24 protein-coding genes and 5 pseudogenes are annotated in these 26445 nt (G+C 70.3%); 9 read left to right on the forward strand and 20 right to left on the reverse strand.

What is annotated here, in order from left to right; all coding sequences use genetic code 11:
- Positions 1-126: 126 nt before the first annotated feature.
- From ACFYUZ_RS36530 to ACFYUZ_RS36545, 4 genes are all read right to left on the reverse strand, one after another.
- Positions 127-2004 carry an ATP-binding cassette domain-containing protein gene (locus ACFYUZ_RS36530; RefSeq protein WP_389316784.1) on the reverse strand — a complete coding sequence of 626 codons (1878 nt, stop codon included), beginning with the start codon at positions 2002-2004 and terminating at the stop codon, positions 127-129.
- A gap of 821 nt (positions 2005-2825) precedes the next feature.
- Positions 2826-3488, reverse strand: coding sequence for a hypothetical protein (locus ACFYUZ_RS36535; protein ID WP_389316664.1), 663 nt, complete (start codon positions 3486-3488; stop codon positions 2826-2828).
- A 376-nt stretch (positions 3489-3864) separates the two neighbouring features.
- The gene (locus ACFYUZ_RS36540) at positions 3865-4038 is read right to left on the reverse strand and encodes a hypothetical protein (protein WP_389316667.1); all 174 of its coding nucleotides are present in this window, start codon (positions 4036-4038) and stop codon (positions 3865-3867) included.
- Positions 4039-4337: 299 nt separating this feature from the next.
- Entirely contained in the window at positions 4338-5588 is a 1251-nt protein-coding gene (locus ACFYUZ_RS36545) for a beta-ketoacyl-[acyl-carrier-protein] synthase family protein (protein ID WP_389316669.1), read from the reverse strand.
- Between the two features lie 68 nt (positions 5589-5656).
- Between ACFYUZ_RS36545 and ACFYUZ_RS36550 the strand changes: the two genes are divergently transcribed.
- The 3 genes from ACFYUZ_RS36550 to ACFYUZ_RS36560 all read left to right on the forward strand — a co-directional run bounded on the left by ACFYUZ_RS36550 (position 5657) and on the right by ACFYUZ_RS36560 (position 7648).
- Positions 5657-6274, forward strand: coding sequence for a TetR/AcrR family transcriptional regulator C-terminal domain-containing protein (locus tag ACFYUZ_RS36550; protein ID WP_389316672.1), 618 nt, complete (start codon positions 5657-5659; stop codon positions 6272-6274).
- Between the two features lie 65 nt (positions 6275-6339).
- Positions 6340-6762, forward strand: a complete 423-nt coding sequence (locus tag ACFYUZ_RS36555) for a hypothetical protein (RefSeq protein ID WP_389316675.1) — start codon at positions 6340-6342, stop codon at positions 6760-6762.
- A gap of 616 nt (positions 6763-7378) precedes the next feature.
- On the forward strand, positions 7379-7648 hold the full coding sequence (locus tag ACFYUZ_RS36560; RefSeq protein WP_389316678.1) for a hypothetical protein: 270 nt from the start codon (positions 7379-7381) through the stop codon (positions 7646-7648).
- A gap of 187 nt (positions 7649-7835) precedes the next feature.
- On the opposite strand, the gene ACFYUZ_RS36565 is transcribed toward ACFYUZ_RS36560, so the two are convergent.
- From ACFYUZ_RS36565 to ACFYUZ_RS36575, 3 genes and pseudogenes are all read right to left on the reverse strand, one after another.
- Positions 7836-8363 carry a hypothetical protein gene (locus ACFYUZ_RS36565; RefSeq protein ID WP_389316680.1) on the reverse strand — a complete coding sequence of 176 codons (528 nt, stop codon included), beginning with the start codon at positions 8361-8363 and terminating at the stop codon, positions 7836-7838.
- 191 nt (positions 8364-8554) lie between these two features.
- Positions 8555-9079 carry an AAA family ATPase gene (locus ACFYUZ_RS36570; RefSeq protein ID WP_389316683.1) on the reverse strand — a complete coding sequence of 175 codons (525 nt, stop codon included), beginning with the start codon at positions 9077-9079 and terminating at the stop codon, positions 8555-8557.
- A gap of 53 nt (positions 9080-9132) precedes the next feature.
- Positions 9133-10018, reverse strand: a pseudogene (locus ACFYUZ_RS36575) (IS5 family transposase).
- Positions 10019-10122: 104 nt separating this feature from the next.
- On the opposite strand from ACFYUZ_RS36575, the gene ACFYUZ_RS36580 reads away from it, so the two are divergent.
- Positions 10123-10875 carry a hypothetical protein gene (locus tag ACFYUZ_RS36580; protein ID WP_389316686.1) on the forward strand — a complete coding sequence of 251 codons (753 nt, stop codon included), beginning with the start codon at positions 10123-10125 and terminating at the stop codon, positions 10873-10875.
- Here the strand turns inward: ACFYUZ_RS36580 and ACFYUZ_RS36585 are convergent.
- The 4 genes and pseudogenes from ACFYUZ_RS36585 to ACFYUZ_RS36600 all read right to left on the reverse strand — a co-directional run.
- Positions 10863-11102, reverse strand: a pseudogene (locus tag ACFYUZ_RS36585) (transposase); the annotation flags it as partial. The gene ACFYUZ_RS36580 and the pseudogene ACFYUZ_RS36585 overlap by 13 nt on opposite strands.
- Positions 11103-11523: 421 nt before the next feature.
- Entirely contained in the window at positions 11524-12102 is a 579-nt protein-coding gene (locus tag ACFYUZ_RS36590) for a hypothetical protein (protein ID WP_389316689.1), read from the reverse strand.
- Positions 12103-12584: 482 nt separating this feature from the next.
- Positions 12585-13004, reverse strand: a pseudogene (locus ACFYUZ_RS36595) (transposase); the annotation flags it as partial.
- Positions 13005-13174: 170 nt separating this feature from the next.
- On the reverse strand, positions 13175-13516 hold the full coding sequence (locus ACFYUZ_RS36600) for a VOC family protein (protein ID WP_389316692.1): 342 nt from the start codon (positions 13514-13516) through the stop codon (positions 13175-13177).
- Positions 13517-13770: 254 nt separating this feature from the next.
- Here ACFYUZ_RS36600 and ACFYUZ_RS36605 point away from each other — a divergent pair, with 254 nt between their 5' ends.
- Entirely contained in the window at positions 13771-14193 is a 423-nt protein-coding gene (locus tag ACFYUZ_RS36605) for a hypothetical protein (protein WP_389316694.1), read from the forward strand.
- Between the two features lie 141 nt (positions 14194-14334).
- A complete protein-coding gene (locus ACFYUZ_RS36610) occupies positions 14335-15123 on the forward strand; it encodes an IS5 family transposase (protein ID WP_389316697.1) in 789 nt (262 codons plus the stop codon).
- A gap of 340 nt (positions 15124-15463) precedes the next feature.
- Here the strand turns inward: ACFYUZ_RS36610 and ACFYUZ_RS36615 are convergent, their stop codons facing one another.
- A complete protein-coding gene (locus tag ACFYUZ_RS36615) occupies positions 15464-16672 on the reverse strand; it encodes an IS701 family transposase (protein WP_389316699.1) in 1209 nt (402 codons plus the stop codon).
- Positions 16673-16784: 112 nt separating this feature from the next.
- On the opposite strand from ACFYUZ_RS36615, the gene ACFYUZ_RS36620 reads away from it, so the two are divergent.
- A protein-coding gene (locus ACFYUZ_RS36620; RefSeq protein ID WP_389316702.1) for an IS5 family transposase occupies positions 16785-17716 on the forward strand; the annotation gives its coding sequence in 2 pieces (ribosomal slippage) (positions 16785-17177 and positions 17180-17716; 930 coding nt in all).
- Positions 17717-17728: 12 nt separating this feature from the next.
- Here the strand turns inward: ACFYUZ_RS36620 and ACFYUZ_RS36625 are convergent.
- Both ACFYUZ_RS36625 and ACFYUZ_RS36630 read right to left on the reverse strand, forming a co-directional pair.
- A complete protein-coding gene (locus tag ACFYUZ_RS36625) occupies positions 17729-18142 on the reverse strand; it encodes an SgcJ/EcaC family oxidoreductase (RefSeq protein WP_389316705.1) in 414 nt (137 codons plus the stop codon).
- A gap of 231 nt (positions 18143-18373) precedes the next feature.
- Positions 18374-19642 (reverse strand): glycosyltransferase, encoded by a 1269-nt coding sequence (locus ACFYUZ_RS36630; protein WP_389316786.1) that lies wholly within the window; start codon positions 19640-19642, stop codon positions 18374-18376.
- A 246-nt stretch (positions 19643-19888) separates the two neighbouring features.
- On the opposite strand from ACFYUZ_RS36630, the gene ACFYUZ_RS36635 reads away from it, so the two are divergent.
- On the forward strand, positions 19889-20431 hold the full coding sequence (locus tag ACFYUZ_RS36635) for an HAD domain-containing protein (protein WP_389316708.1): 543 nt from the start codon (positions 19889-19891) through the stop codon (positions 20429-20431).
- A 42-nt stretch (positions 20432-20473) separates the two neighbouring features.
- Here ACFYUZ_RS36635 and ACFYUZ_RS36640 read toward each other — a convergent pair.
- From ACFYUZ_RS36640 to ACFYUZ_RS36650, 3 genes and pseudogenes are all read right to left on the reverse strand, one after another.
- Positions 20474-20872, reverse strand: a pseudogene (locus ACFYUZ_RS36640) (hypothetical protein); the annotation flags it as partial.
- Between the two features lie 63 nt (positions 20873-20935).
- Positions 20936-21102 (reverse strand): annotated as a pseudogene (locus tag ACFYUZ_RS36645) (IS110 family transposase); the annotation flags it as partial.
- Between the two features lie 53 nt (positions 21103-21155).
- Positions 21156-22283, reverse strand: a complete 1128-nt coding sequence (locus ACFYUZ_RS36650; protein WP_389316711.1) for an NADH:flavin oxidoreductase — start codon at positions 22281-22283, stop codon at positions 21156-21158.
- A 117-nt stretch (positions 22284-22400) separates the two neighbouring features.
- Here ACFYUZ_RS36650 and ACFYUZ_RS36655 point away from each other — a divergent pair, with 117 nt between their 5' ends.
- The gene (locus ACFYUZ_RS36655; RefSeq protein WP_389316714.1) at positions 22401-22838 is read left to right on the forward strand and encodes a MarR family winged helix-turn-helix transcriptional regulator; all 438 of its coding nucleotides are present in this window, start codon (positions 22401-22403) and stop codon (positions 22836-22838) included.
- 183 nt (positions 22839-23021) lie between these two features.
- Here the strand turns inward: ACFYUZ_RS36655 and ACFYUZ_RS36660 are convergent, their stop codons facing one another.
- The 3 genes from ACFYUZ_RS36660 to ACFYUZ_RS36670 all read right to left on the reverse strand — a co-directional run bounded on the left by ACFYUZ_RS36660 (position 23022) and on the right by ACFYUZ_RS36670 (position 26379).
- A complete protein-coding gene (locus tag ACFYUZ_RS36660) occupies positions 23022-23417 on the reverse strand; it encodes an ADP-ribosylglycohydrolase family protein (protein WP_389316717.1) in 396 nt (131 codons plus the stop codon).
- 864 nt (positions 23418-24281) lie between these two features.
- Complete coding sequence (locus ACFYUZ_RS36665; RefSeq protein WP_389316720.1) at positions 24282-24770, reverse strand: flavin reductase family protein; 489 nt, start codon at positions 24768-24770, stop codon at positions 24282-24284.
- Between the two features lie 88 nt (positions 24771-24858).
- A complete protein-coding gene (locus ACFYUZ_RS36670; RefSeq protein ID WP_389316724.1) occupies positions 24859-26379 on the reverse strand; it encodes a catalase in 1521 nt (506 codons plus the stop codon).
- Between the last annotated feature and the right edge of the window lie 66 nt (positions 26380-26445).

The following is a 26445-nucleotide window of genomic DNA, read 5'->3' on the forward strand; positions in this document are numbered from 1 at the left end:
CCGGCCCCCGCCACAAGGGCGCGCACCCGTTGAGCCCGGCGGCGTCGACCGGCCCCGGTGCGGTGCCGAAGCGGCCGGTGAGCAGGAGCGTCGCCGGCGAGCTCCGGGCCCCGAAGACGGACGGTGTCATGACAGCGCCTGTCCCTCGTCGACGGCACCGACCGGCCGTTCCGGCGCCGCTTCCGCCGGGACGGCCTGCGCCGGCAGCGAAGGGTCGAGGAACTGACGCGCCTGCAGTTCGTACATCTCCCGGAACACGCCGCCCCCGGTGACCGGGTCCATGAGTTCCGCGAAGGTGCCGTGCTCGACGACCTTGCCCTCGTCGAGCACGTAGACGAGGTCCGCCGTCCGGACGCTGTGGAGGCGGTGGGTGATCAGGACCGTGGTCTGGCCCGAGGCGGCCAGCCGATGGATCTGGTCGAAGACCCGCTGCTCGGCAGCGGGGTCGAGCGCACTGGTCGGCTCGTCCACGATCAGGACCGCACCGTCCCGGTGCCGGGCACGGGCAAGACCGATCTTCTGCCACTGACCGCCGGAGATCTCCTGGCCGCCCTTGTAACCGCGTACGAGCAAGCTGTCCAGGCCCCGTGGAAGGCCCTTGACGACCTCGTCGGCGCCCGCGTAGACCGCCGCGGCCCCGACGCTCCGGTCGTCCATCGCGGCGCTGCTGCGGCCGATTCCGATGTTCACCCGCGCGGTGAAGGGCCAGCGGAAGAAGTCCTGGGCGACCATCGCGACCCGGTCGAAGACCTGCGCGCGGTCCGCTTCGACCGTGCTCACCCCACCCCACAGGACGCGGCCGGAGTCGGGAAGCCGGGACCCGCTCAACAGACGGACGAGGGTCGACTTGCCCGAGCCGTTCCTCCCGACCAGGGCGACGGTCCTGCCACGCGGGATGACGAGGTCGACCTCGTGCAGGGACGGCTTGTCGGCCCCGGGGTAGGTGAAGGTCACCTTCTCGAACCGGATCTCGTGCGCGCCCTCGGGCACGTCGAGCCCGCCGACGGGGATGGACCGCCGGGCGGCCTCCTCGCACAGCTTCTCCAGATCGGCGACGAACAGGGCCTCCTCCTGGACGTCGGTGACGCGCAGGACGAGGTCCGTGATGCTCACCGCACCGGAGCGGATCGCCAGCACCGCCGTGCCCGCGACGGCCAGGCCCATCTGCCCGTGCCACAGCAGCAGCCCGAGAGCGCCGTAGGTGGCGACGGTCGCGACGCCGCGCGTCGAGTCCGCGACCAGATGGGTGAGGGCACCGGTCCACGCGAGCCGGGTCTGCTCCCGCTCGCTGGTCTCGGCCATCTGACGGAAGTGCGTGAGCAGGAACGGGGCCGCGTCGTGGACGCGGATCTCGGCCGCGGCCTGAGGGTTGATCAGCAGCTGGCTGATCAGCTTGGCGGCCCGCACGTGCTGCACGAAGCGGTGCCAGCTGATGTACCGGTGGCGGGCCATGGTCAGCGACCCCCACGCGCTCGGCAGCGCCATGAGGACCAGGAGCGGCAGGAGGACGGGGTGCAGGACGGTGAGCACACCGGCGGCGGCGATCAGCGAGATGGCGGAGGTGACCACGGCGGTGCAGTAGCCGACCATCCGCCTCGCCGAGTCCGCCCCCCACTGGGCGGAGTCCATCAGCTTGTGGAAGGCGTCGTCCTCGATCGCCTCCAGCTCCACCCGCGCCACCAGACCCAGATACCGCTCGGTCGCCACCCGCTGGGCCTTCGGCTCCAGGATCCCCGTCGCGGCGGACGAGGCCGACCGGCATGCCGAGCCGATCACCGCGAGGGCGGCCACCAGCGCGAGCGACGGCAGCGCCGCACGCAGCCGGCCGGTCATGTCGCCCGCGGCGAGCAGCTCGACGAGCAGGGTGTTGACCGCGATCAGGGAGACGGCCTGGGTGACGCCGCGGGCGATCTCGCTCACGGCGACCGTGGCGAACGCCCGCGAGTCGGCCTCGCGGGCCAGCCGGACAGCCACCGACACCTGCCTCGGCAGCGAGCCGGCCATCGCGCGCAGCCCCAGCTTCAGCCAGGCACCGTCGTGAGCTCCCCACCCGTAGTCGTAGGTGAGCTCACCACCGAACAGCAGCTGTTCGGATTCCGACGTGCTCTCCGCGGCGGCTGCCAGCGGGTCACCGTTGCCCGTCACGCGCCCCACCTCGCACCCGGGTGTGCTGCGCGAGGGGAGGTGCCGGCCAGGAGCGAGGCCGTGGCCGAGGGGAATCCGTGCCAGGACCGATCGGCCTGGGAAAGAAGAGCGGGGAGAGGGGACATCACGGTCTCCGAGGGGTCGAGCTGGGGTGTCGGATGGCTCAACGACGTCGACCCGTGTCTCGAACACACGTGTTTCGGACGGCATTCGAACCCCGACGCCAGGCGAAAGCTCGTTCGTGCGGTGTGCATCGATCCGTGTGGGACGGGGGTCCTTGCGAAAGCCGGGTATGGCCGAAACGCCGACATCCAAGGCGGCGCGGCTGCAAAGGAGTTCGGCCGCGCGGGAGACGGCATGCTCATGCCGGTGAGAAGCAGGGGCTTCCCGGGCGCGGTTCCTCGCGGCTGACGCCGTCGGGCAGCGGGCGCGCGGGGCTTGGGCGTACTACTGATCGTTCAGAATGAAGCAGCGGCGACCGCGGAGTGATGAAGCAGCGGTGACCGCCGAGGGGACGCCCACTGCGGTCGTCCGGGGTCGGGCAAGGACTCGTCTCATCATGAGCCCGGTGTCCTCGCGGAACGGTCTTCGGGGCTTGGGCGCGATCAGCGATCGAGACGGAGATCCGCCGAAGAGCTTCCGATCCGGGACACCGGGCGTGACTCCCGCGATGGCTCGGTTCAGCCGACGGCGGGCTCGCCGATGAGGCCGGAGCGCGTGAGGGCGCGGGCCACGGCGCTCGGGTCCGGTTCGTCGCCGTCCGGGTCGCACGCCCGTGCCAGGAGCGTGGCCACGTCCTGCAGCCGGCCGGTCTCCGCCTGGGCGAGGAGGGCGTCGGCGTCGGGCCCGTCGTCCACCGGTGCGAGGCGCTCGGCCACGAGTTCCACCGCTTGCGCGCGGTCGGCGAGCGTGTCCATCCCGCAGTCCAGGCCGTCGTCGTCGAGGCTGTCGGGGTAGGGCGCGCGGGCCCAGGCCTCGTTCTCGTACCAGTAGACGCAACCGAGTTCGTTGCCGGACAGCCGGTCGCGCAGTTCGTCCCACGGCAGCCATGCGGGGCCGCCCGCGAGCATGTCGACCGGCGGCTCGTGCCATTTCGTCTCGCTGGACTCGTCCTCGCCGTACAGCACGTAACGGCCGTCGCCCCTGCTGGACATCACCCACCAGGTGCAGCCGCCGTCGTCCCAGTGGAGCCCGTCGTCGTCGATCCAGCGGCCGGTGCGATGCGCGCTCGGCCGCTGTTCGCCCGCGGTGGTCGCTCCGAGGGCGGCGATCAGGGCCCAACGGGCCCAGAGGGTCCCGGCGGGCGGAAGGTCCTGCGGCAGTCCCGGACGGTTGATCGTCATGACGGCAACCATACGGGCGCGGGCGCCCCTTACAGCCGGTGGGTGCGTGTCACCGGCTCCTGCGGGGAGCCTGCCCCCGCACGCCCGGGGCGCGCCATGGCGGGTCGGGAAGGCAGAAGGCAGGAAGGCAGGAAAGGGAGCAAACCGAAAGGTGGACGGTCATCGATGCGCTACGCAACGTGAACGCGCGACGGTCATCCCTACTTCCCGAGGCGACGACCGTGGGGTGCGGGCGTCGACCGTCGTGCCGTGGCGCCCCTCCGTTGCGGTGACCTCCGGCCGCAGAGCACGCACGGTACCCACCGGCCGACGGGGGCCGACCGTGGCCGACCGCCCCGTTCCTCGTGTCCGGGCGTTCCGGGGGAGCCTTGCCGACTCAGTGTTTGAAGGCGTCCTTGCCCCGCTCCTTCGCTTCGCGGGCCTTGCCACGGGTCTCCAGAGCGGCGCCTTTCACCGTGACGCTGCGGTTGCCCACGGCGTGCGCTGCCTTCCTTATGGTCTTGCCCGCCAGTTGTTCGGCTTTGGCCTTGATCTTCTCGCTGGCGCTCATTTCTGTTCCTCTTTCCTCAGTGCCCCTACCCACATAGGGGCGGAAGATGAGGCAGGCCCATGGACTGTCCAGGAGGCATGTGAACCTCACGGTTCACGGGGGCGGCGTGCGGGACGGCACCCTGGGGCTGAGGGGAGGGCGGTGCGCATGCGGAGGGCGCCGCGAGCGCACCTCACCGACGCCTCCTTCGATTCGGGCGCTCGGACATGCCGCCCGTGGCCGGCGGGGTTTCGTAGCCGACAGGGCTTCGTACGCCGCCCAGGGCGGCCGCTCCACCTGTCCGAACCGCATCTGCCCGGCTACGGCATCCGGGACACGTGATGCCGTGCGCCGGTGACGATGAGTGAGACGTTCTGGCCGCCGAAGCCGAAGGAGTTGCTGAGCACGGCCTCCTGGGGGACGTCTCGTCGCTCTGCGACGACATCGAGATCGATGTCGGGCCCGACGTCGGTCGCGGTGAGGTTGCGGGTCGGCGGTATGACGCCGTGCTTCACACTGAGGACGGCGATGAGCGCCTCGATCGCACCAGCCGCACCGAAGAGGTGGCCGAGCGCCGCCTTGGGGGCTGTCACGGTGGCGCGGCCGAAGACCTTCCCGATCGCGTGCGCCTCCGCGACGTCGCCGACCGGGGTTCCGGTGGCGTGGGCGTTGACGTGGCTGATCTGCTCGGGAGCCAGACCGGCTTGCGCGAGGGCCTTCCGCATGGCCGAGATCTGACCGGAGCCGTCGGCGGCGGGCGCCGTGATGTGGTGGGCGTCTGCGGCGATGCCGGCGCCCGCGAGCACCGCGTGGACGCGTGCGCCTCGGGCGTCGGCGTGCTCGGCGCTTTCGAGCACCACGACGGCGGCGCCTTCGCTGAGGACGAATCCGCTTCGGTCCGCGGCGAACGGCCGGGACGCCGAGGCGGGTTCGGCGGTGTGCCGCGACAGTGCTTGTGCCTGGACGAAACCGGCGACGGTGATCGGGGTGATCGCGGCCTCGGTCCCGCCCGCGATGACCACGTCCGCCTCGCCGGCCCGGATGAGCCTGGCCCCCAGGGCGATCGCCTCGGCACCGGACGAGCATGCGGAGACGGGCGTGTAGACCCCGGCCCGTGCGCCGTATTCGATGCTGATCAGCGCCGCCGCCGCGTTGGGCATGAGCATCGGGACCGTGCGCGGCGAGACGCGCCGCATTCCGGCCGTCTCCAGTACGTCGTCTTGCTGCAACAGCGTGTGTACGCCACCGATGCCTGTGCCGATCGCTGATGCGAGCCGGTCCGGGTCCACCTCCGGGGCGCCGGCATCGGCCCAGGCCTCGGCCGCCGCGGTGAAGGCCGCCTGCTGCGAGCGGTCGAGCCGCCTCGCCTGCGCCGGCGGCAGCGATGCCGCGGGGTCGATCGCCATCGTCCCCGCGACGACGTCGGGAAGGCCGGTGTCCTCCCGGCCTCGCAGAACGCCACCGCGGATGCCGGACTCACCGGCGAGCAGGGCTTCCCAGGTGGACTCCACGTCTCCACCGAGGGGCGTGATCGCGCCGAGTCCGGTCACGACGACTTCAGTCGGGTGCATGCCTTTCAACCCTTTCTTGTATGCGATACAAGTGAACAGGGCCCTGTTGTATCACATACAATTTGTGTGTGGAGAAGAAGCGAACCGAAGCTCGACCGACGTCGACCCGGTCGCGCGACCGCGGTCGCGCAACGAGACGCCGACTGATCGAGGAGACCGCGCGGCTCTGCAAGGAGCGGCCCGGCGCGGAGCTGAGCGTCGCGGAGATCGCGAACGCGGCAGGCGTCTTCCCCAACCAGGTCACCTACTACTTCGGCTCCAAGGACTCGCTGCTCGTGCACGCCGCCTTTCTCGGCTTGCTGCACGACGCCCGACGGATCGAACGCATCGGTCGTCAAGCCCCCGATGCGGCGACGTTCCGGCGCAACATCGCCCGCGCCGTACTGGCCATGCCCTCGCTTCCGTCGGTCGCGCGAGCACTCGCCGCCGCGATCTCCAGGCCCGAACTCGCGCCCGTGGTCGACCGGCACCTCCAGCTGCTGTTCCGGCAATCCGAGCACTTCGCGAGCCGACTCGTCGACGGTCGCGGCTGGAGTGCCCGGCGACCGCTGGCCGTGGAGGCCAGGACGTTCTGGAGCACCGCACTCGGCGCCGTGCTGCTCGTCCGAGCCGGAGCGCACGGCACTGTCGCCGATCTCGACCTCGCGGGAGCGTTGACCATCCACGACGACCCCGAGCCCGGCTAGGCGGTTTCGTTCGGATCATGACGGGGCGAGTGAGGACGGCGGCTCCCGGGTGGCACCCTGGTGCGATGCGACCTGGAACCGACGCCACCGAGAACGGCCTGCGGCATCTGCTCAACGAGTGGGATCCGATCGGCGTCGCCGACCACGTGCAGGACGAGTACGACTGCATGCTCGCGCCTCTGCTCCAGCGCCTCCGTGGTGACGCGGACCAGGGGGCGATCGGTGGGTTCCTGCGGCATGAGCTGGAGGATCACTTCGGTCTCGACCCTCTGGGCCTGCGACCGGACGCGATGGCAGCCCGAGTGATCGACTGGTGGGCAACTGTCGGCAAGGCTGGTGGCACCAGCTGCGTGCAGCCGCTCCTTTCGCGTCCCCTGACCGTTTGCCCCGGTGTTCCTACGGCTGACGCGCAGCGGGCGCGGATCGAGCCGTTGCTTCCGGACCGGACGCCGAAGCGGGCGGCCGATGGCGCGACCAGCGGAAGGTGATCGCACCACCGCCTGGAAGTTCCGAAGAGGGGCACAGCGGGTGCGGTTGCCGGAGAAGTACGGCAACTGGCAGGGCGTCGACAACCGGCTGCGGATGCGGTCCGCAGCCGGCACGTGGGAGCGGGTGTGCACTGCGCTCCTGGCAAGGCCGACGCAGACGAAGAGCGGAACTGGGTTGTCTCGGTGGACTCCCCGATCGTGCGAGCCCACCGTACGCGGCCGACGCCCGCACAAGGGCCCCGGTCGACGAGCTGGACGATCACGCCACCGGCTGATCCCGTGGCGGGCTGACCACGAAGATCCACCTCGCGGCCGACGGCAACCGCAGGCCCCGGCCCTGGCCGGAGGTGGTCCTGGCAGACAAGGCGTATTCGTCACGGGCCGTCCGTGAACACCTCGGGCGGCGCGGCGTCCGGGCGGCCATCCCCGCGCCGGCGGATCGACGCGGCCCTTGCCCGCGTCGCGGCAGCCGAGGCGGCACTCCCTCTCGCAGGCATCTTCATCCGGCCTGCACGCTGACTCGAAGGAGCCTCGGGCACAGAATGATCACATGCTTCCTCCTCGACTGCTGTGGTGCGATCCTCGGCCCGTCCCCCGGTTCAACCGTCAGGAACCGGTGACAGTGATCGTCCGGGATCCCGGTTTCCACGAGCCGACCGACGAGGACGACTGCACGGTGTTCTCGTACTTCTGCCAGGCTCACGACCGCTTCTACCAGCGCGAGGCTTGCGGGGAGGGACCGCATCTCGTGGCTCTGCACTGTGAGGAGCACGGGCCCGAAGGCATGTGGCCGCAGCCACTCACGCTCATGTTCCCCGAAGGCTTTGAGCCTCCGCTCGACAAGGCGCAACTCAGCCGGCTGCAAGCAGAGTGGGATGCCGCCTGAGCACGATCCGAGACGGTGTCGCGGATGTGCTTGCGGCGGGCGAGGGAACGTCAGCCCTTGAGGCGGGCGATGCCATGCTCGACCCGGCCCCGTCGTGAGGAGTAGACCTTGCGCTGTCGCCCGTACGTTTCCCCACCGGTCCGGGAACGTTCGGCTTGTTCTTCCCGAGATGAACGTGCCCCGGTCCTTACTCGGCCCCTGCCTTCTCCAGCTCGGCGAGCCGGGCAAGGATGCGCCTTGGAAGTTCAGCAGCCGTGAGCCGGAACGGAGTCCAGCGGTCCTTGGAATCCGGTTTCATCGACGCGGAGAACCGGAAGCGGCCCTTGCCGTTGGGCTCGCTCACCATCTCTCCGAACGTCCTGCTCGGTATCAGCCAGGCCGTCATGATCGCCCCTCGTTCGACGTCCACGGCGACGAACAGCATGTCCAGATCGGTTCGAGGCTGAAATGTCTGCGACCGGACGAAGGCCATCAGCCTGCCCTGCTGAACCTGCGTCCCGGTGGACATCCTCGCCTTGACCTGCACCGCCAGCGTTGCGGAGCTCCCGCGCCGATGGAAGACGAGATCTACGCCCTCGTCGTCCACGAGCGAAGTGGAGACGTTCAACTCGCCACCTGTGGCGAGGATGGAGGAGGCCGCAACCAGGTACTCCGCGGCCTTCCCCATCCGTGCGGCTGCCGGGCTCTTGTCCAGGTAGTCCTCGTCGTCACTCATGACGGGAATCTACAGACCGCCGACTCGCGGGGACCACCCATCCGTACAGACCAGATGCACGGCAGACACGCCCAGATCCCTGACGCGCAGGGGGGCTGAGGTGTGCGACTCGGCTTGGCGCTGTCCGGCGGAACATTTCCGGCCGGCGCGGAGCACGCCTGGTACGGCTGGGTCGTCGTGGGTCGCAGCAGTCACGCGAACGACGGCCACCGGTCGGCGGCCCACTCCCGCCAGCCGGCCCATCCGGGCGGCGGGCCGTCGACCCTGCGGCCCTCCAGCTCCGCCGCGTCGGGCTCCTCGAAATGCGCGCGCCCGTGCATGATGTCTGTCTCGGACATCGGCAGTGTCTCTTCGGGGTTGGTCGCCCAGCGGTGGGCGATACGGGCCCGTTGGGTCTCCTCGTCCACCGGCAGGTAGACCATGCGGAAGCACGCCCCCTCGGCCTCCGCGAGCCGGCGGATCGCGGACCGTTCGTCCCGTGACCAGCAGCCGTAGTCCACGACGACGTCGGTGCCGAGTCTGACCGCCTCCAAGGCGAGCCAGAGCATGCGCCCCTCCAGCACGTCGCGCTTCCCGTCCGCCTCCGCCTCGCCGAACAGGGGAATCATCCAGTCGTCGGGCGTCAGACGCAGCGCGCCGTGCTCCGCGGCGAGCTGTCGGGCCCGCGTGGTCTTCCCGGCCCCCGGCAGGCCGACCATCAGGAACAACGTGGTCACCCCCAGATCGTGGCAGGGAAGCGAATCAGGCGGCCACCGTTTTATCCGCCCGCTCACGGGCTGAGCCACAGGCGGAGGGAGGCCACGGTGACAGCGCAATGGAAGACGAAGGCGCGCTTGTCGTAGCGCGTAGCCACGGCGCGGAAGTGCTTGAGCCGTTGATCGTGCGCTCGACCTCCTTGCGGCGCTTGTATGTTTTTTTGCCGAAGCCCGCCGGCCGGCCTCCTCGACTTCCTCGGCGCCTGCGGTTGGCCCGCTGGTCCTTCGGTTCCGGGATGGTGTGTGTGATCTGGCGTCTGCGCAGGCAGCGGCGATTACGGCGGGAGCTGTATGCCTTATCGCCGCCCGAGCGGTCGGGACGGGTCCGTGGATGCCCACCGCCGGGGCGCTTGACCCGGATGCGTTCGAGGACTGGGATCAGCTGTGGGCTGTCGCCCCACTGACCAGGAGTGATCAGCAGCGCCAGAGGGCGGAGGCCGCCTTCCCCGGCAAGGCGGATCTTGGAGGTCAGACCGCCCCGCGAACGGCCGAGTCCTTCGTCGGAGCGGTGCTGCCGAGGTATCGGTCTCCGCTTCGGAACGCGCGGCGTCCTGTGCGGAGCGCCGGCAGCGTGCTGAGGGGCTCGTCACCAGGTGGAGTCCACGCTCACCCTGCTCCAGCCGATCCGGCTCCGGGCATCGGCATCGGCATCGGCTTGGACGGCTTGCAGGATCCGATCCCAGGTGCCGTCCGCCGACCACCGGCGATGACGCTCACAGACCGTCTTCCAGCTCCCGAACCGGTTCGGCAGATCCCGCCACGGGACCCCGTACGGACCCGGAACAGGACCCCGTTGATCACTGTTCGGTGATCCTTCCAACGCCCGCCCCGGCCGCCGGTCTTCGGCAGAGGGGACGCAAGTCGCGCCCACTCGTCCTTCGTCAGATCACCCCGGCCCACGAACCGGCCCATGGTCCCGCCGCGAGGCGACCGTGACATGATCCGCCGGCCAGGACACCTAGGCCGTTTCGTTCGGATCCTGCGAGGCTTGTCATACTCCCCGAGTGGAGACGCAAGCCGAGGAAGCAGCGCGGCGTTGGCTGGCTGATCAGGGCGTCAGCCAGGTGCGCGACGGGTGGGTGAGTGACGAAAAGCCGGACACGTTGCTCACCGCCAACCAGGTGGCGCACTCCTGGGCTGGTGATGTGTTCGCCGAAGACCTGGATGCGGCAGATCAGGTGCGGTTGGCTTTCGGGCTGCTGGACCTCCTTGACGAGTACTGGGTCACGTGCGAGATCCGGTTCGCGAACGACGATGCGGAGGGCCCTTTGCCGGCCGACGTGCTGTGGGACGGCTACCGTCGGCGGCTGGAGGCGGACCGGGACGCCGCAGCCGTCACCTACTCGCTGTGGGTGGACTGGTTCGAGGACCACGCCACTTCCGCGACGGCCTTCGCCGAGGTTCTCGGTAACGACATCGGCCAGGTGGTGGCCGAGCGATCGGAACCCCTGCTCCGCCGAGCCCGTCGGGTTCTGGAGTGCTCGGGCCCGGTCCGCTGGACGGTGAAGGAGCTGACATACCGCACCGCCATGCGACTTCCTGCCCTGCACTCGGCCGTCTTCCGCGGCCTTCTGACGAGCTTCCACGACGTCTACGGCGACCTGGAACCGGCCGCCGCACTGGCCCTCCTCGACCAGCTGGATCTCCCCGCGAACACCCAGCACCTTGCCGCACTGCGCCAGGTGCTCGTCGCGGGGCACAAGAATCACCACCGCAGTCCCGGTGCCTGGGACGATGCGGTTCGCTCCTGCTCTTGAGGCGTCGGCCTGGCACCTCGGCTGCCGCGCCGCAGCCGGTGGCCGCGTTGATCGGCCGGAACGGGGATGACCGCCCGAATTCCGCGCCTGCGCAGGTGCGCGCGGATTGCTCGGGAGGAGTACGCCTTGTCGGCCAGGACCACGTCCGGCCTGGTACGGGGACGGACTCGCTGCTGAGGCACGCGGAGGCGGGCCATGACGTGGACGAAGGCGGGTGCGTCGATCACCTCACGGTGGTCCCGCCACCGGCCACCCCGCTGCGGCGTCCGGTCTGGCAACAACGGCTCGATCCGCGCCCACTGCGTGTCACTCAACGGCACACCGGGACCAACGACCAGATGATCCAAACGAAATGGCCCAGGCGCCGAGGGCGAACCCCGGTCAGGGCCTGTCCGGCCGATCGCATGACTGCTCCGAGGCAAATGAACGGTTCGTCCGCCATGTTGACCGTCCACGTATGGAGCGGGGCTGGAGGCGAGTGCCGCCAGGGAGCAGGTAGGCGTCTTGGGGGAAGTGAGGGCTCCTGAGCTGTAGTTCTCTCCGGGGCGCTCTGCTGGAACGGCTTCTGTGCACCCTTGCAGAGCCGTCGGTGCGGTGGTCGGGAGTCTGATCGAGCTCGGCTCGGAGGGCTGTAGTTCGTTCGCGGGCTCACGCCCCGCCGATCCAGAACAGGGCGATGTCGACGTCCCGCGCCGTCCATTCGTGTTCGGATGACTGCCTTCGGGTGAGGAGACCGTCGATGAGGCCCATGTAGCGGCCGTATCGCCCCGAGTCGTCGGTGAGTGTCAGGCCGAGGGTTTCGAGCGCTCGCTGCGCGCGGCTGTCATAGACGGCCATGCGGAGTGGAGCTGCTGCCGTGAGGACGGCGGAGGCCAGGGCGTCTCCCTTGTGGAAGCCCGGCAGTGTGGCGAGAGCGGCTCGGCCGGCTTGGGCGGCCAGTGCGCGGGGACGGGACGTGTCCCGGACGGCTTCCCACGCTTTGCCCGTGGCCGCGCGGACCTGCGTGTCGGGGAGGGCCATGAGCGCAGAGGCCCACCGGGTCCGGGCTGACAGCCGCTTCCAGACCACCAGAGCGCCGATGTCGGCTTTGCCGAGGGAGCCCGACGCTTCGGCCCGTTGCGAGACCTCCCACAGGACTTCGTCGTAGTTCGGTGATGTGGCAGCGCGGTACGAGTCACGCGCGGCGATGAGGAGGCTCCACGCGCGGTCTGTTTCTGAGTGAGACAACGGATCTTCCTTGCGTCTGGCGCCCGTAGCGCCGGATCACGGGCACACGTGCCCTTCGTGTACGCAATCGTCGACCATGAACCCAGGCCCAGGCCCGGGATATCGGGACAGCAGGCGGTCGTTCAGGCATCAGTGTTCGGACCCCCTTGGACCGGAGCGGTGCGAGGACGGACGCGTGTTTCCGTGCGCCGCCGAAGGCCTTCGAACCCGAGGCTCCCGGACGCCCGTCGGGCTGGGCCGACAGGCTGCCGTCGCAGCGTTCCACGACAGAACCCCCTACCCACCTCAGCCCCTGACCCAAGCTTGTCATGCACCCAGTTCGACGGGGTTCGGTGCCGGTCTTGTGGTGGATCGGGCGGCTGCATGCCTCGCCGGTCGCGAGGACTCTGCCCATGTCATGGCGGGTGGCGGGGTGGTGGTTCTTTGAGCCCGGTGGTCGGCCGGGTCCGGGTCGGGACGGTTTCGGTGCACCGGCCGGCGTGCCGGTCCCACGCCTGCGCGACCGCCTTCCCGCAGAGGCGGGTGTCGGTGACCGTGAGGGCCTGCTCGATGCCCCAGGTGGCGGGGTCGCCGAAGACGAACTCGCCACCGTGCCTGGGCAGTCGCCCGCCCTTGGGGTTGGCCTGGAAGAACGCTGCGCGCGAGGGCGCCGGCCGTCGCATCACCCGGTCCGAACGGAGCCGGCCCAGGATCTCGACGGGCAGCCCGGCCAGCAGATGGGCGATGCGGGGGGCGTCGTATCCGGCGTCCAGCACGACCAGGACGTCCGGGTCGCCCGGCTTCCACTGGCCGGCCGCGACCAGCCGCTCGACGACCTCGCGGATCTGCTCCGTGGTCACCGCCGCGACGTCGGCGCCGGGCTCCAGGCGGACGGCGTCGAGCACCGCCGTCCATCTGTGACGGAGCACAGGATCAGATGAAGGCCGTCTTCACGTCCGCTGAACTGCGAGAACGCCGATCAAGTTCGAGCGGTGCTCGACGTCGGGCCATCAATGACAAGCGACAAGTTGAGACGGGCGTGCGGCCCAGACTCCTCACAGAGCAAAACGACAAGCTCAGCTGAAGAACAAGGTCAGGGACCTACGTACTCGAAGACCCCGCCGTGCGGGTGCCGCAGCACTGCACGGCGGCCGTGGGGAGTGGGCTGAACAGGCGTCACGATCTCGGCTCCCCCTGTTCCCGCCTCCTCGACTGCGGCGTCCAGGTCGGCGACAGCGAGAGTCGCCGTCACACCCGCCACCCGCTGCACCGCCTCGTCGGATCCGGCGAACAGGAGGAAGGGACCAACGCTTGCCAGCGTGACCCCGGCGAAGGCGAACCGCGACGCGGCGCTTCCAGTCAACTTCTCGTAGAAGGGCAGAGCCGCATCCAGATCCTCAACACACTGCCGGACGACCACTGAATCGATAGCCATGGTCGACATCATCACATCTTCACACGCGCCTCCGAAGGTGATCCTGCTGTCCCGCAGACCGGGAAGCGGACAGTCGCGTTCGAGATGCCGTTCGACGTCGGACGTTAAACGGCAAGCTAAGAAGCCGTTTCTCTACCGATCGCGATGGGCGTGAGTTCGAGTGTGCCTGCCCGGCCGGGTGATCTTTCGGCGGTCTGGGTATCAAGCTCTGGGTACCAAGCCAAGGGTGATCGGCGCGCGGGGGTGGATTTCGAATGGGGGCAGCGGACGAGCAGGACCTTGAGGACGGGGAAGGCTGGCTGACGAAGGCCGAAGTCCGGGAGATCTGGCCGCAGATCAGGCCGATCAGCATCAGGGCCGTGGCGCGGGCCAACAACGTACGTACCTCGGCTGCGCCCTCCCCGGACCTGACCCGCGAGCCGACGTACCACGCGGCCGACGTGCGCCGCCTGGCCGCGCGGATCGCGCGGGGTGAGGCCGAGGTCGCGCCCTGGCAGCGCGCCGACTCCGACGCTGCACGCGACGACGCCACACCCGGCCCACCGGTTCGGCAGCCCGTCAGTTGGGCGTCCGAGAACGTGCCGGGGCTGATCCTGCTGGCCGTCATTGTGGGGCTGATGCTCTGGGGCCTGACCTCTTCCGGCAACCAGGGCACAGTGACGGGCTTCGTGCGCTGAGCACGCTGACTGGCGGTTGCTCTATCGATCCTCCGTGACGTTGCCGTCCAACTCCGCGCCCCTGTCGTGTGGTTGCCTCGCTCGCCGGTTCGGGGGAACGCCGGGGGCCGGCCGCACGGGCCTGCAAGGTACCCCGGGGACATGACCGACGCGGAGTGGCCAGTCGTGCGCGATGCGATGCGGGTGCCCGCCTGGTGGGAGGAAAGGGGCGGGCAGTCGGAGAGCTACTGCCACCGGCAGCTGGTCGACGTGGTGCGCTACCTGGTTGCGGGCGGCATTGCCTGGAGAGCGGTGCCTGCGGACTTCCCCGCCCGGGACCGCGTCTGCGCCTTCTTCCGGCGCTGGCGGGGCAAGGGCCTGGTCGCCGAGTTCCACGACCGGCTGCGCGACCGGGTCCGCGAGGCGTCGGGCCGTGGTCCGGAGCCGACCGCCGGGATCATCGACGCGCAGTCGGTCGAAGGGGCCGCGTCGGTGCCGGTTGCCGGCCGGGGGTTCGACGGCGGGAAGAAGGTGAACGGCCGCAAGAGGCACATCGTCGTGGACACCCTCGGGTTTCTGCCGGCCGTGATGGTCACTGCCGCATCCGTCATCGACCGCGAGGCCGGCCGGATGCTGCTGGGGCGGCTGCGGATGCGGACGCAACGCTGGCGCATCTCCCTGGCGTGGGCCGACGGCGGCTGCGCCGGACGTCTGGTCGACCTCGCCCGCGATGTCCTGCGGATCGCGCTGACGGCGATCAGACGCACCGACGACGCCACAGGCTTCGCGGTGCTGCCGAAAGGGTGGCCGATGGAACGGAGGTTCGCATGGCTGATGCGCTCGCGCCGCCTGGCCCGCGACTGCGAGATCCGCACCGACACCTCCGATGTGATGATCCGGTGGTCGAGGAGCATGGTCATGAGCCACCGGCTCGCCCGGCGAGCACGCTGAGCATCTCCGGACGTTCCTCGGCCGTCCAGCCCCGCGCGGCCAGGCGCTTCGCCTTCGACCGCACTTCCTCCACCTTCGCCGCGACCACCTCCAGACCCAAGGCCACCGCGAGTCGCCGGCAGTCCCCCTCCTCCCCGCTCCCCGCCAGGACCTCCACGAACCGTTGGTGGTCCGGGCCGGTGAGTCGAGAGCGAGCCCTTCCCTCCGGGCGGGAACCACCTAGTAGTGCTTTGTTAGGTGGTGTCGTAGGGCTGCCATGGGACGGGTTGTCGGCAGGTGGGGCAGGTGCCGGTCCAGGTGGTGATGAGCTGTTGGAGGAGGGCCAGGGCCTGGTAGAGGGTCAGGCCCTGGCAGGGGCTTTGGGGTGTCTCCGCTGTTCGGTCAGGAACAGGTGGGCGGCGGTGACGAGGGTGACGTGCCGGTGCCGGCCGGTGAACGAACGGCCCTCGAAGTGGTCCAGGCCCAGGGCTGTTTTCAGCTCGCGGTAGTCGTGCTCGATCCGCCACCGGGTTTTCGCAAGCCGGACCAGATCCCTGGCGGGGATATCGGGTGGCAGGTTCGAGATCCAGTACTGCACCGGTTCGCGCTCACCCTCGGGCCACCGAGCGATCAGCCAGGACAACCCGATCGTGCCGTCGGCGGCCGGTTTCGGGCGACGGCCCGCGAGCCGGACGCGCAGGAACACGAAGTGCGAGCTCATCGCCGCCTTCGATCCCTTGCGCCAGGTCACGGTCCGACCGCGGCCGCGACCCGCGGCCAGTACGTGCTCGCGCAATGACACGGGCCGGGTGCGATAGCGGGGCAGCGGCCTGGGGCCGAGCCCGCCGTATTCGGGCTGGTGCGGCACCGCGTCCTGGCCGTGGGCGGTCATCTCGCCCTTGGCCTGCAGCACCCAGGCCAGGCCGCGTTCGTCCAGGCCGTGGCGGAAGTCGGCGTTCGCGCCGTAGCCGGTATCGGCGACCAGGACGGCGGGCCGCAGCCCAAAGCCGGCGAGTTCGTCGAGCATGTCCGGGGCGAGCTGCCACTTGGGACGGTGGCACTCGTCGTCGGGGATCCGGCAGGCCCGCCTGCGGGCCTGGGCGTCGGGACCGTCCCAGGCGGCAGGCAGGAACAGGCGCCAGGACAACGGGCACGAAGCCTCCTCGGAGGCGGCGTGGACACTGACACCGATCTGGCAGTTGCCGACCTTGCCCAGGGTGCCCGAGTACTGCCGGGCCACCCCGGGCGAGGAACGGCCGTCCTTGGGGAAGCCGGTGTCGTCCACCACCCACACCTGCGGCCGCACGACCGCCACCGCCCGCCACGCCAGCCGGGCCCGCACGTCCCTGACCTGCCACGTCGAGGTCGTCATGAACTGCTGCAACTGCTGGTGATCGACACCGAGCCGTTCAGCCATCGGCTGCATCGACTTCCTGCGGCCGTCCAGCAGCAGCCCCCGCAGATATAACGCACCCTTCGCCCGCTGGTCCCGACGCACCAACGGTGCGAACACCTCCGTCGCGAACTCCTCCAACCGGCCCCGCACCGCGGCAAGCTCCCCAGCCCTCATACAGCCAGCGAACTACCACCCACCCACCACGACAAGACCACCTAACAAAGCACTACTAGGACTTGTCCGGCCGATCATGTAACTGCTTCACGGCCGGGTCGTTGATGTGGACATGGGGCGGGGTGATCTGAGTGATACCGAGTGGGAACGGCTGCGGCCGTTCCTGCCGGTCAGCAACAGGCGTTGTGGCAGGTGGCGGGATCACCGGCAGGTGATCGACGGGATTCTGCACCGGGTGCGGACCGGCGTGCAGTGGTGGGACCTGCCCGAACGGTTCGGGCCGTGGAAGACGGTCTACGAACGGCACCGACTGTGGTCGGCCGACGGGACATGGGAGCGTCTGCTCCAGCAGGTCCAGGCCGCCGCGGACGCGGCGGGTGAGATCGACTGGGACGTCTCGGTCGACTCGACCATCGTGCGAGCGCATCAGCACGCGGCCGGCGCCCGCAACGACCCACCGCCGGCTCCCGTCTCAAAGGGGGCCGAAGTCCCAGAACACCAGGACGAAACGCCGTGGCAAAGTCTGCACGCCCGCCTGGTGGAGGTGGTGCGGGAGGTGAGGGCCTGGGCCGCTCGCGCGGCGGCTTCACCACCAAGCTCCACCTCAGCGCGGACGGCCGCTGCTGCCCGCTGTCCTTGATCGTTACACCGGGCCAGCGGGCAGACTGCACGCAGTTCAAGCCGGTCCTGGAGAGGATCCGCGTCCCGAAGTTCGGGCCGGACAGGCCCCGCAAGAAGCCGGACAGCGTCGCGGCTGATAAGGCTTACAGCAACGGTCCGTGCCGCGAGTACCTGCGGCGCCGGGGCATCCGGCACACGATCCCGGAGAAGACCGACAGCCGGGCCGCCCGCCTGCGCAAAGGCTCACGCGGCGGGCGGCCGCCCGGCTTCGACGAGGAGCGGTACAAGAAGCGCAACACCGTCGAGCGGGCTATCAATCGGTTGAAGCAGCACCGGGCGGTGGCCACCCTCTACGACAAGCGCCGTTACGTTTACCTCGGCACCGCCACTGCGGCAGCCCTCGCGATCTGGCTCCGAACATGATCGACCGGCAAGCTAGTCGGCGACGACCCCCGTGTTCTGGCAGGCGGTCAGCAGCCAGCGGCCGTCGGCTTGCTTCGAGAGCACGTACAGCGGGGCGCCCTCGCTCTCCTCGCCCGGGGCCAGGTAACGTTGACGGACCTTGACTGCCGCGACGTCGGGGCGGATGAAGAACACGTGGACCACCTCGTAGGTGACCTGGCCGTCCCAGCTTGCCGCGGGGAGGACCTTGCGGGTGAACTCCGAGATCGCGTCGAGGCCGATGAGGACCTTACCGTGGGCCGTCGTCCAGATCGCGTCCGGGTGGAAGAGGCTGAGGAACTCTTCGGGGTCCTTGTTCTGCTGGGAGTGCTCGACGGTCGCGACGAGCTGGTCGATCGCTTCGATGTCTGCCGCGTGGGATGTGGATTCCGTGGTCATGTGGATCATCGTCACACCTCAAGCGCGATTGAGGTCAAGCGTGTGATCACATGGCGATGTGAGGCTGACCGAGCATCTGGCGCGGTTCCGGCACGAGCTGCCCGGGGAATCTGAGCCCAGGACAACGAGCCGGGCACGAGACATCGACATGATCGGCCGGACAAGTCCTAGCCGGGCACCGCCCCGGCGACCCGCGCAGGCCGTTCACCGGCCACCCCGGCCAGCGACGCCTCCTCGCCCTCAGAAGGGGGGATGTCCTGTGCCGTGGCCGGCGGCCCGGTGGAGGTTTTCCAGGGCTTCGCGGACGGGTGCCACACCGTCTTCCTCGCTCAGTCGTTCTGCCAGGACCGTGGCGCGGTGGCGGTAGGAAGGGTCGTGGGTGGCGGTGACCAGGGCATCGGCGAGGCGGTCGGGGGTGGCGAACTGCCGGAGGGGAACGGCACCGGGGGAGACGCCGAGCGCGGTCAGGCGGGAGGCCCAGAAGGCGTTGTCGAACCACACGGGCATCGGCACGGCCGGCACGCCGGCCCGCAGGCCCGCGGCCGTGGTGCCCGCCCCGGCGTGGTGCACGACCGCGGCCATCCGGGGGAACAGCAGGGAGTGCGGCGCTTCGCCGATCGTGAGCATGTCGTCGCCGTCGGCGTCCAGGCCGCTCCAGCCGGACTGGATCACGCCGCGCAGTCCGGCCTTGCGCAGGGCTCGTACGATCAGGTCGCTGACGCGCCGGGGATCGGGGACGGTCGGGCTGCCGAGGCCGACGAAGACAGGTGCGGGTCCGGCGTCGAGGAAGTGGCGGATCTCCGGGGCCAGTTCGACGGCCGGTGAGGTGTACGGCCACCAGTAGCCGCCCACCGTGAGACCCGACCGCCAGTCGGCCGGGCGCGGCACGACAAGCGCACTGAAGCCGTGATGGACGGGCCAGTCCTGCTGTTCGCGGGGTCGGCGGCGCGTCGGGAAGCGACGGCGGGGGCGGCCGTGCCGGCGCTCGACGAAGCGGGCCGCCCGGGCGAAGACCAGGTCCAGGGCCTCGTTGACCGCCCGCCCGGCCAGCCGGTTGCCCGCGGCGCCGAAGGAGCGGGTGCCCAGGACCGGCGGCGGGAAGGCGCCGGTGGGGGCGATCGGCTGGAGGTAGACCCCTCTGCTGGGCAACCCGAGGCCGTCGGCGATGACCTGCCCCAGGGGCGCCACGGACCCGGAGAGCAGGAGCACGTCGCTGTCGCGTGCCGCCTCCAGCATCCCGGGGACCATGCCGTCGACCAGGCGCCGGGTCATGACCAGTACGCGCGCCAGTTTGCCGGGGCCGTTATGGCTGGTCAGGAGTTGTTGTCCGGCCTCGGTCCGCAGCTCGGCGCGTGGATCGACGGGCAGGCCGTGGAAGCCGAGACCGGCCTCGCGAACCAGGCCGGAGAACGATTCGTGAGTGACGACGGTGACCTCGTGTCCCGCCTGTGCCAAGCCGTGGCCGAGGCCGGTGAAGGGTGCCACATCCCCCCGCGAACCTGCTGTGATCAATGCAACACGCACAGGAGTCAGTATGTGACTTCGAAGCTCGAGGAGCGACCAGCCGTGCCGGAGGCCGGGCCATGCAGGAGGGGGGCAGGGCTGCCTCTGTCTCCAAGAACCGGCTCTGGCGCGACTTCTGTTTCTGTGCATCGAGCCGAGCCTCGGTGGCCGATGGGTCGACCGCCGGTGGGGCCGCTCGGTAGTCCTCTCGTCGAGCGCCTGGCGGTGGGCCCCTCGCTATCGTGTGCTGATGTGACTGGTTCTGGGCGGCTTCCGCTGCTGTTCCTCGATGTCGACGGACCGCTCATCCCGTTCGGGGCGGACCCGCAGGAGTATCCGACCCATGCACTCAGCCCCCGTCTGCGCGGGGCCGGCATGAACCCGCTCCTGGCCAGGGTCGATCCTCGCCACGGGGCCAAACTGACCGCGCTTCCCTGTGAGGTGGTCTGGGCCACGACGTGGATGGACGAGGCCAACGAGTGCATCGCTCCGCTGCTCGGTCTCCAGCAGCTCGCCGTCGTCGTCTGGCCGGAACCCTCGGACACCGACGAGCGGGACGAGCGCGAGGGGCTGCACTGGAAGACCCGCACCCTTGTCGACTGGGCGGCGGGACGGCCGTTCGTGTGGGTCGATGACGAGGTCACCGAAACAGATCGGATCTGGGTCGCCGCACATCACCAGGGACGCGCCCTGGTCCATCGGGTCGATGCCCGCCTCGGTCTCACCGATGACGACTACGCGGCCCTCACCTCCTGGCTGCGACAGCCGTTCAGGTCGCGCCGCGCCGAACCATGAGGTCAACGCCTCGTGCAGAGAGTCGTCCGTCGACCGGCCGGGCGCGTCCTCCGCGGCCCATGCCGGGTGGCCGTCGGGTCGTACGAGAACGGCGGCGGTCGGCGGATGCCGGTCGGCGGGGCGGGTGGTGATGACGTCCCCCCCGGCCCCCGGTCGGGCCGGCCGTCGGCGGCCTCGGCCGTCGCGGAGTCTCCGGTGAGGCGGCGCGTCGTACGGAGCACCTTCCGTCGGCTCTGCGTCGCGCTGATGGAAAGCAGCTCGGCCGAAGCCGAGTCGGGCTGAGCAGAGGAGCGGAGAGGAGGGGGAGGCATACACACTGGATTGCACAGGCGACGAGCGGCCTTGGCCGCCGTGTTGCTGCTGTTCGCGGTCGGTTGTGGCGGGTGCCCCCGTGCGTGTGGCCAAGGCCGAAGATTCGCGCCTGACTATGACCAGCGGCATGAGGCCGCGCGTCAGCGGCTTCGGCCGGGGGGGATCTGGCGATCCGAACTCCTGACCTGGCAGCGGCAGTTGGGGTTCGGAGAAGGGGCCGTCGCGGAGCATCGCGAACAAGGGGGCGGCCCGGCGCCTGGCCAGGCAGAGCAGAGCCTGGGGGTGGTGCTTGCCCTGGGGAACCTTCTCGTCGAGTGGGACCGCGAGGCCGGATCGCCCGGAGCGGCGAACGCGGAGACCGCGAAACGGTTCGCCGACCATGGTCGGCGAACCGTTTCGCGGGAGTCCGAGGTCAGCTCAGCGTCTTCACCGCGGCCGCGTCGTACGGCTTCAGCTCGTCGGTCCGTCCCGCCAGCACCTTCGCCGCCCACTCCGGGTCCTGGAGCAGCGCGCGGCCGACGGCGACCATGTCGAACTCGTCGCGCTCCAGGCGGTCGAGGAGCTCGTCGATGCCCTGGACCGGGGCGCCCTCGCCCGCGAAGGCGTGGATGAAGTCGCCGTCGAGGCCGACCGAGCCGACGGTGATGGTGGGCCTGCCGGTGAGCTTCTTGGTCCAGCCCGCCAGGTTCAGGTCCGAGCCCTCGAACTCGGGTATCCAGTGGCGGCGGGTGGAGGCGTGGAACACGTCGACGCCGGCCGCTGCGAGCGGGGTCAGGATCGCCTCCAGCTCCTCCGGGGTCTCGGCGAGCCGCGCGTCGTAGGCGTCCTGCTTCCACTGCGAGAAGCGGAAGATCACCGGGAAGTCGGGCGAGACGGTCTCGCGGACCGCCGCCACGATCTCGGCCGCGAACTTCGTACGGGCCACGGGGTCGCCGCCGTAGGCGTCCGTACGGCGGTTCGTCCCCGCCCACAGGAACTGGTCGAGGAGGTAGCCGTGGGCGCCGTGCAGTTCGACGCCGTCGAAGCCGATGCGCTCGGCGGCCGCGGCGGCCTCGGCGAAGGCGCCGATGACGTCGTCCAGGTCCTTCTGGGTCATCGCCTCGCCGGTGCCCTCCGTGCCGTCGGGGCGGATGCCGGAGGGACCCATGGCCGGGGCGTCGGGGTAGGGCGCCTGGCCCTGCTTGCGCACCATGCCGATGTGCCACAGCTGGGGCACGATCGTGCCGCCCGCCGTGTGCACGGCCTCCGCGACCTTCTCCCATCCCGCCAGCTGCTCCTCGCCGTGGAACCGCGGCACACGGTCGCTCTGCCCGGCCGAATCGTGGCCGACGTAGGTCCCCTCGGTGACGATCAGGCCCACGCCGGCGGCGGCGCGGCGGGCGTAGTACGACCGCACGTCCTCGCCCGGGACTCCGCCGGGGGAGAACATGCGTGTCATGGGCGCCATCGCGATGCGGTTCGGGACGGTCAGGCCGTTCAGCGTGACGGGCCGGGACAGGATCTCGGCCGCGCGGGAGGCGGAGGACGCGGTGACGGTCACAGGGAGGCTCCTCATGGCTCTTACTTGACAACCTTGATGCTTGAGAACTTCATGCAATGAGGAGACGGTAGAGGTAGATATTTGAGATGGTCAAGCATCGTCGGTAGAGTGGCCCTCATGGCAGAAGGTCCCCGCGTCGACACGGCCCGGCTCATGGAGCTGCTCTCCGTGTCGCTCGGCGTCTACTACGGCGACTTCACCGTCGCGGCGGCGAGTGAGAACCTCACGGCGAGCCAGGGCAAGGCCCTGACCGTGCTGCGCCGGGGACCCGCCGCGATGCGCGCCCTGGCCGAGACCATGGCCTGCGACGCTTCCAACATGACCGGCATCATCGACCGGCTGGAGCAGCGCGGCCTGGTGCGCCGCGAAGCCGACGCCTCCGACCGGCGCGTCAAGAACGTCATCCTCACGGCCGAAGGCGAGCGCGTCACCGACGCGATCCGCGCGAAGATGCGCACCACGCGGGAGGGCCTGGACGGACTCGACGACCAGGACAGGGAGTCCCTGTACACCCTGCTGGAACGGGTCTTCGTCTCCCGGCCCGCCACCACCTGACCCCGGCCGCCCCGCGTTTCCTCGGCGCCGCCTCCCGAGTGCTGTTCGCCGGACCTCCCGGCGCCTGCGAGTCCCTGTTGTCCGTCGCCTTCGGCCGGATGACGGCCGACACCGGATCTCTCGTCCGCTTCGGCTTCGAGCCGTGCTTCCTGTTCTGATGGACGCGCGGGTCCTCCCCGGTTCCTACTCCTCCTGCTGCGACGTGAGCGGGGGCAGCGGTTCACGGGCGGCGTGCCAGGTGGGCGGGAGCGCGCCGGTGCCCGTGCGGGCGGCGATGACTCCGCCCGCGATGGCGCAGATGGTGTCGATGTCGCCGCGCCCGGCGACGGTGGTCCACAGGCCTTCATGCAGGTCGTCCAGGTGTCCTGCCGCGCGCCACAGGGCGTAGGGGGCGGTGACGGGTCCGGACACCCGGTAGCCGGATCCCAGGACGTTCGCGGCGTGTCGGACCGAGGTGTGTGCCGGCATGCGGGCCGCGATCCGCAGGGCGAGACGGTCCTGGTCGACGTCACCGCCGCCCTCGGCGAGTTCCCGTACGAGGACCGCCGCCTGGGAGGTGTCGTCGCTCCACCGCCACAACGGCTCCGAGGGGAGGGAGGGTCCGCGCCTCCAGGGCCGCCGTGCCCTCACGACGCAGGATGCCGAACCAGCGGTCCCCGAAGGCGTCCCCGAAGGCGAGCCCGTCCAGCGAGTCCAGCGCGGCGGCAGACGCTGTGATCATGGGGGCAGTATCACAAGGCGGCAGCGGCCCCAGCACCCCGGTTTCGGCGCGGCAGCGACGTACCCCGTGCGCCTGAACCCGGTCGTCCACGCTGTCGGCCCACGGCTCGGCCGTCTCCCTTGGCTCGGGGGAAGTCGACGGCAACGGGTGGGGGGGCCGAGGACGCACTCCTGCTGCTACAGGTGCCGATCGGCCCCGGGGTCGTACCGACGTCATGTGCTGCCCGGCCCGAGCCGAGCGACCGGACCCTCCCCCGGCCCGCCACCGCGCGACCCCGACGAAGAGCCCCGCGTGCGGACTCAGTCAGGCGGCTCCGGCGTGCCGGGCTGGGGCGGCCCGGGCTTCGGGGGCTCGGGTGGATCGGGCGGCGGCTCGGACGGAGGGGCCGGCCTGCCCGGCGGTGCCGGAGGCTCCGGAGGTACGGGCGGGGGCTCGGCGGGGTTCGGCGGCCCGGGCGGGGGCGGCGGTTCGGGGGGCGGCACCGGTGTGGTGTCGGGCCCGGGCGGTACGGGAACGGTGCCCATGTCCCTCAGCTCCTCTCGGTCGAGAACGTGATCGCGTGCTCTTCAGGTGTGCGCGTGCGGCCGTCGGCGCTTCGGACCTGGACCGCGGTGCACCGCGGCTTCCTCCGAGAGCCCCGGCGGCCCGTGCCCCGGCCGGCGGAGTGGCCGCCGGGACGCCCGAGCGTCTACCCGCCCCGCGTTCTCCCATACGGAGAGGTCTCAGGCGGGATGGCCGGGGTCGAGGTCCCGCAGCGCCCGGTAGCGGAGCAGCGGGGGAGGAGGGCCCGCCGCCGGGGGAGCCACCGCCACGGGCGTCAGGAGGAAGCCCACGTGGTCGCCGTCCTCGACCTGCCCGTCGATCCGTCCGGTGAACCACGTGGCGAGCCCCTCCAGGATGGGGCTGCCCGCTTCTCCCGGATGCCAGCCGACCCGGGCGAACTTGTCCACCCGGTCACCCGTCTCCCCGCCGAACAGCTCGGCCGTTGCCCGGTCCCCCTCGTGGAGCAGGTGCACGGTGAGGTACTCGGCTTCGCGCGCGAGGCGGTAGGTGCGGTTGGCGATCGACAGCCACACGACGAACCTGGGCGGGTCGATCGAGCATTGCGACGCGAACCCCACCAGGCAGCCGGCCCGCTCGCCTCCGGACGCGGCCGTGACCACGTACATCGGGCCGTCGACCGCATCGGTGAAGGCAGCGAACTCCGTCACGGTGCCTCCTCTTCGCCGAGGCCCTCCGCCGGGCGGGGGCGCGTTCACGCCGAGTCCCTCCACCGGGGCGGGGGCCGGGGGCGCTTTGTCAGGCCTTCTCCTGCATGGAACGGCGTGCGGGATTGCCCTGCTCGGCCGCCTTGGGGTCCTTCTCGTCGGCCTTGGCGCGGACGCCCTGCTCGATGCGCTCGCCGAGGGGCTTGTCGATGTTCTTCCAGTAGGCGAAGGCGCGCTCCAGGACGGGTTCGGTCACGCCGTTGAGGAGGTGGCCGACCACGTTGTCGACCAGGCGGTCCCGGGCCGCGTCGTCCAGGACCTCGCGGACGAGGGTGCCGGGCTGCCCCCAGTCGTCGTCCTCCGGGTGGGAGACGTAGGCCGACCGGGTGATCTCGCCGTCCGCCGTCCAGCTGGGCGGCGTCCCGTAGCGCTCGGTGTCGGCGGCCGGCCCGCCCTTGGAGTTCGGCGCGTACACCGGATCGGTCGTCTTCCGGTACGCCATCGCCCCGTCCTTGGAGTACGTGTGGACGTCGACGACGGGCGCGTTCACGGGAAGCTGCTGGTAGTTGCCGCCGAGGCGGTGGCGGTGGGCGTCCGCGTACGAGAAAAGCCGGGCCAGCAGCATCCGGTCGGGGCTGGGCCCGATGCCGGGGACGAGGTTGTTCGGCTGGAAGGCGGCCTGCTCGATCTCGGCGTGGTTGTCGGTCGGGTTGCGGTCCAGCGTCATCCGGCCGACCGGGATGAGCGGGTAGTCGCCGTGCGGCCACACCTTGGTGAGGTCGAACGGGTTGAACCGGTATCCGGCTGCGTCCTCGTACGGCATCACCTGCACGTGCAGCGTCCAGGAGGGGAAGTCGCCGTCGCGGATGTGCTCGAAGAGGTCCCGCGTGTGGTAGTCGGTGTCGACGGCCGCCATCTGGTCGGCCTCGTGCTGGGTGAAGAACTCGATGCCCTGGTCGGTCTTGAAGTGGTACTTCACCCAGAACCGCTCGCCGGAGGCGTTGATCCACATGTACGTGTGCGAGGTGTAGCCGTTCATGTGGCGCCAGGTCCGGGGGATGCCCCGGTCGCCCATCAGCCAGGTGACCTGGTGGGCGGATTCCGGGGAGAGGGTCCAGAAGTCCCACTGCATGTCGTGGTCGCGCAGGTTGTTGTCCGCGCGGCGCTTCTGGGACCGGATGAAGTGCTGGAACTTCATCGGGTCCTTCACGAAGAACACCGGCGTGTTGTTGCCGACCATGTCGTAGTTGCCCTCGGACGTGTAGAACTTCACCGCGAAGCCACGCGGGTCCCGCCAGGTGTCCGGGCTGCCGCGCTCCCCGGCGACCGTGGAGAAGCGGGCGACCAGATCGGTGCGGGCCCCGGGCTGGAACAGCGCGGCCTTGGTGTACCGGCTGACGTCGTGGGTGACCTCGAAGTGGCCGAACGCGCCGCTGCCCTTGGCGTGCGGCTGGCGTTCCGGGATGCGCTCCCGGTTGAACTGCGCCATCTGCTCGATCAGGTAGGCGTCCTGGAGGAGGACGGGGCCTCCCGGTCCCACGGTGAGCGAGTGCTCGTCGCTCTCCACCGGGGCGCCGGAATCGGTCGTCGTCGCGGGTCGGACCTCGGTCATCGTTCTGCCTTTCGTCGTCGCGCACGCACGCCTACCCTCTGCCTGCTCCCCGAAAGCCGCTACCGG

This window comes from Streptomyces sp. NPDC004266 (assembly GCF_042874095.1).
In the GTDB taxonomy this organism is placed as follows: Bacteria; Actinomycetota; Actinomycetes; order Streptomycetales; family Streptomycetaceae; genus Streptomyces.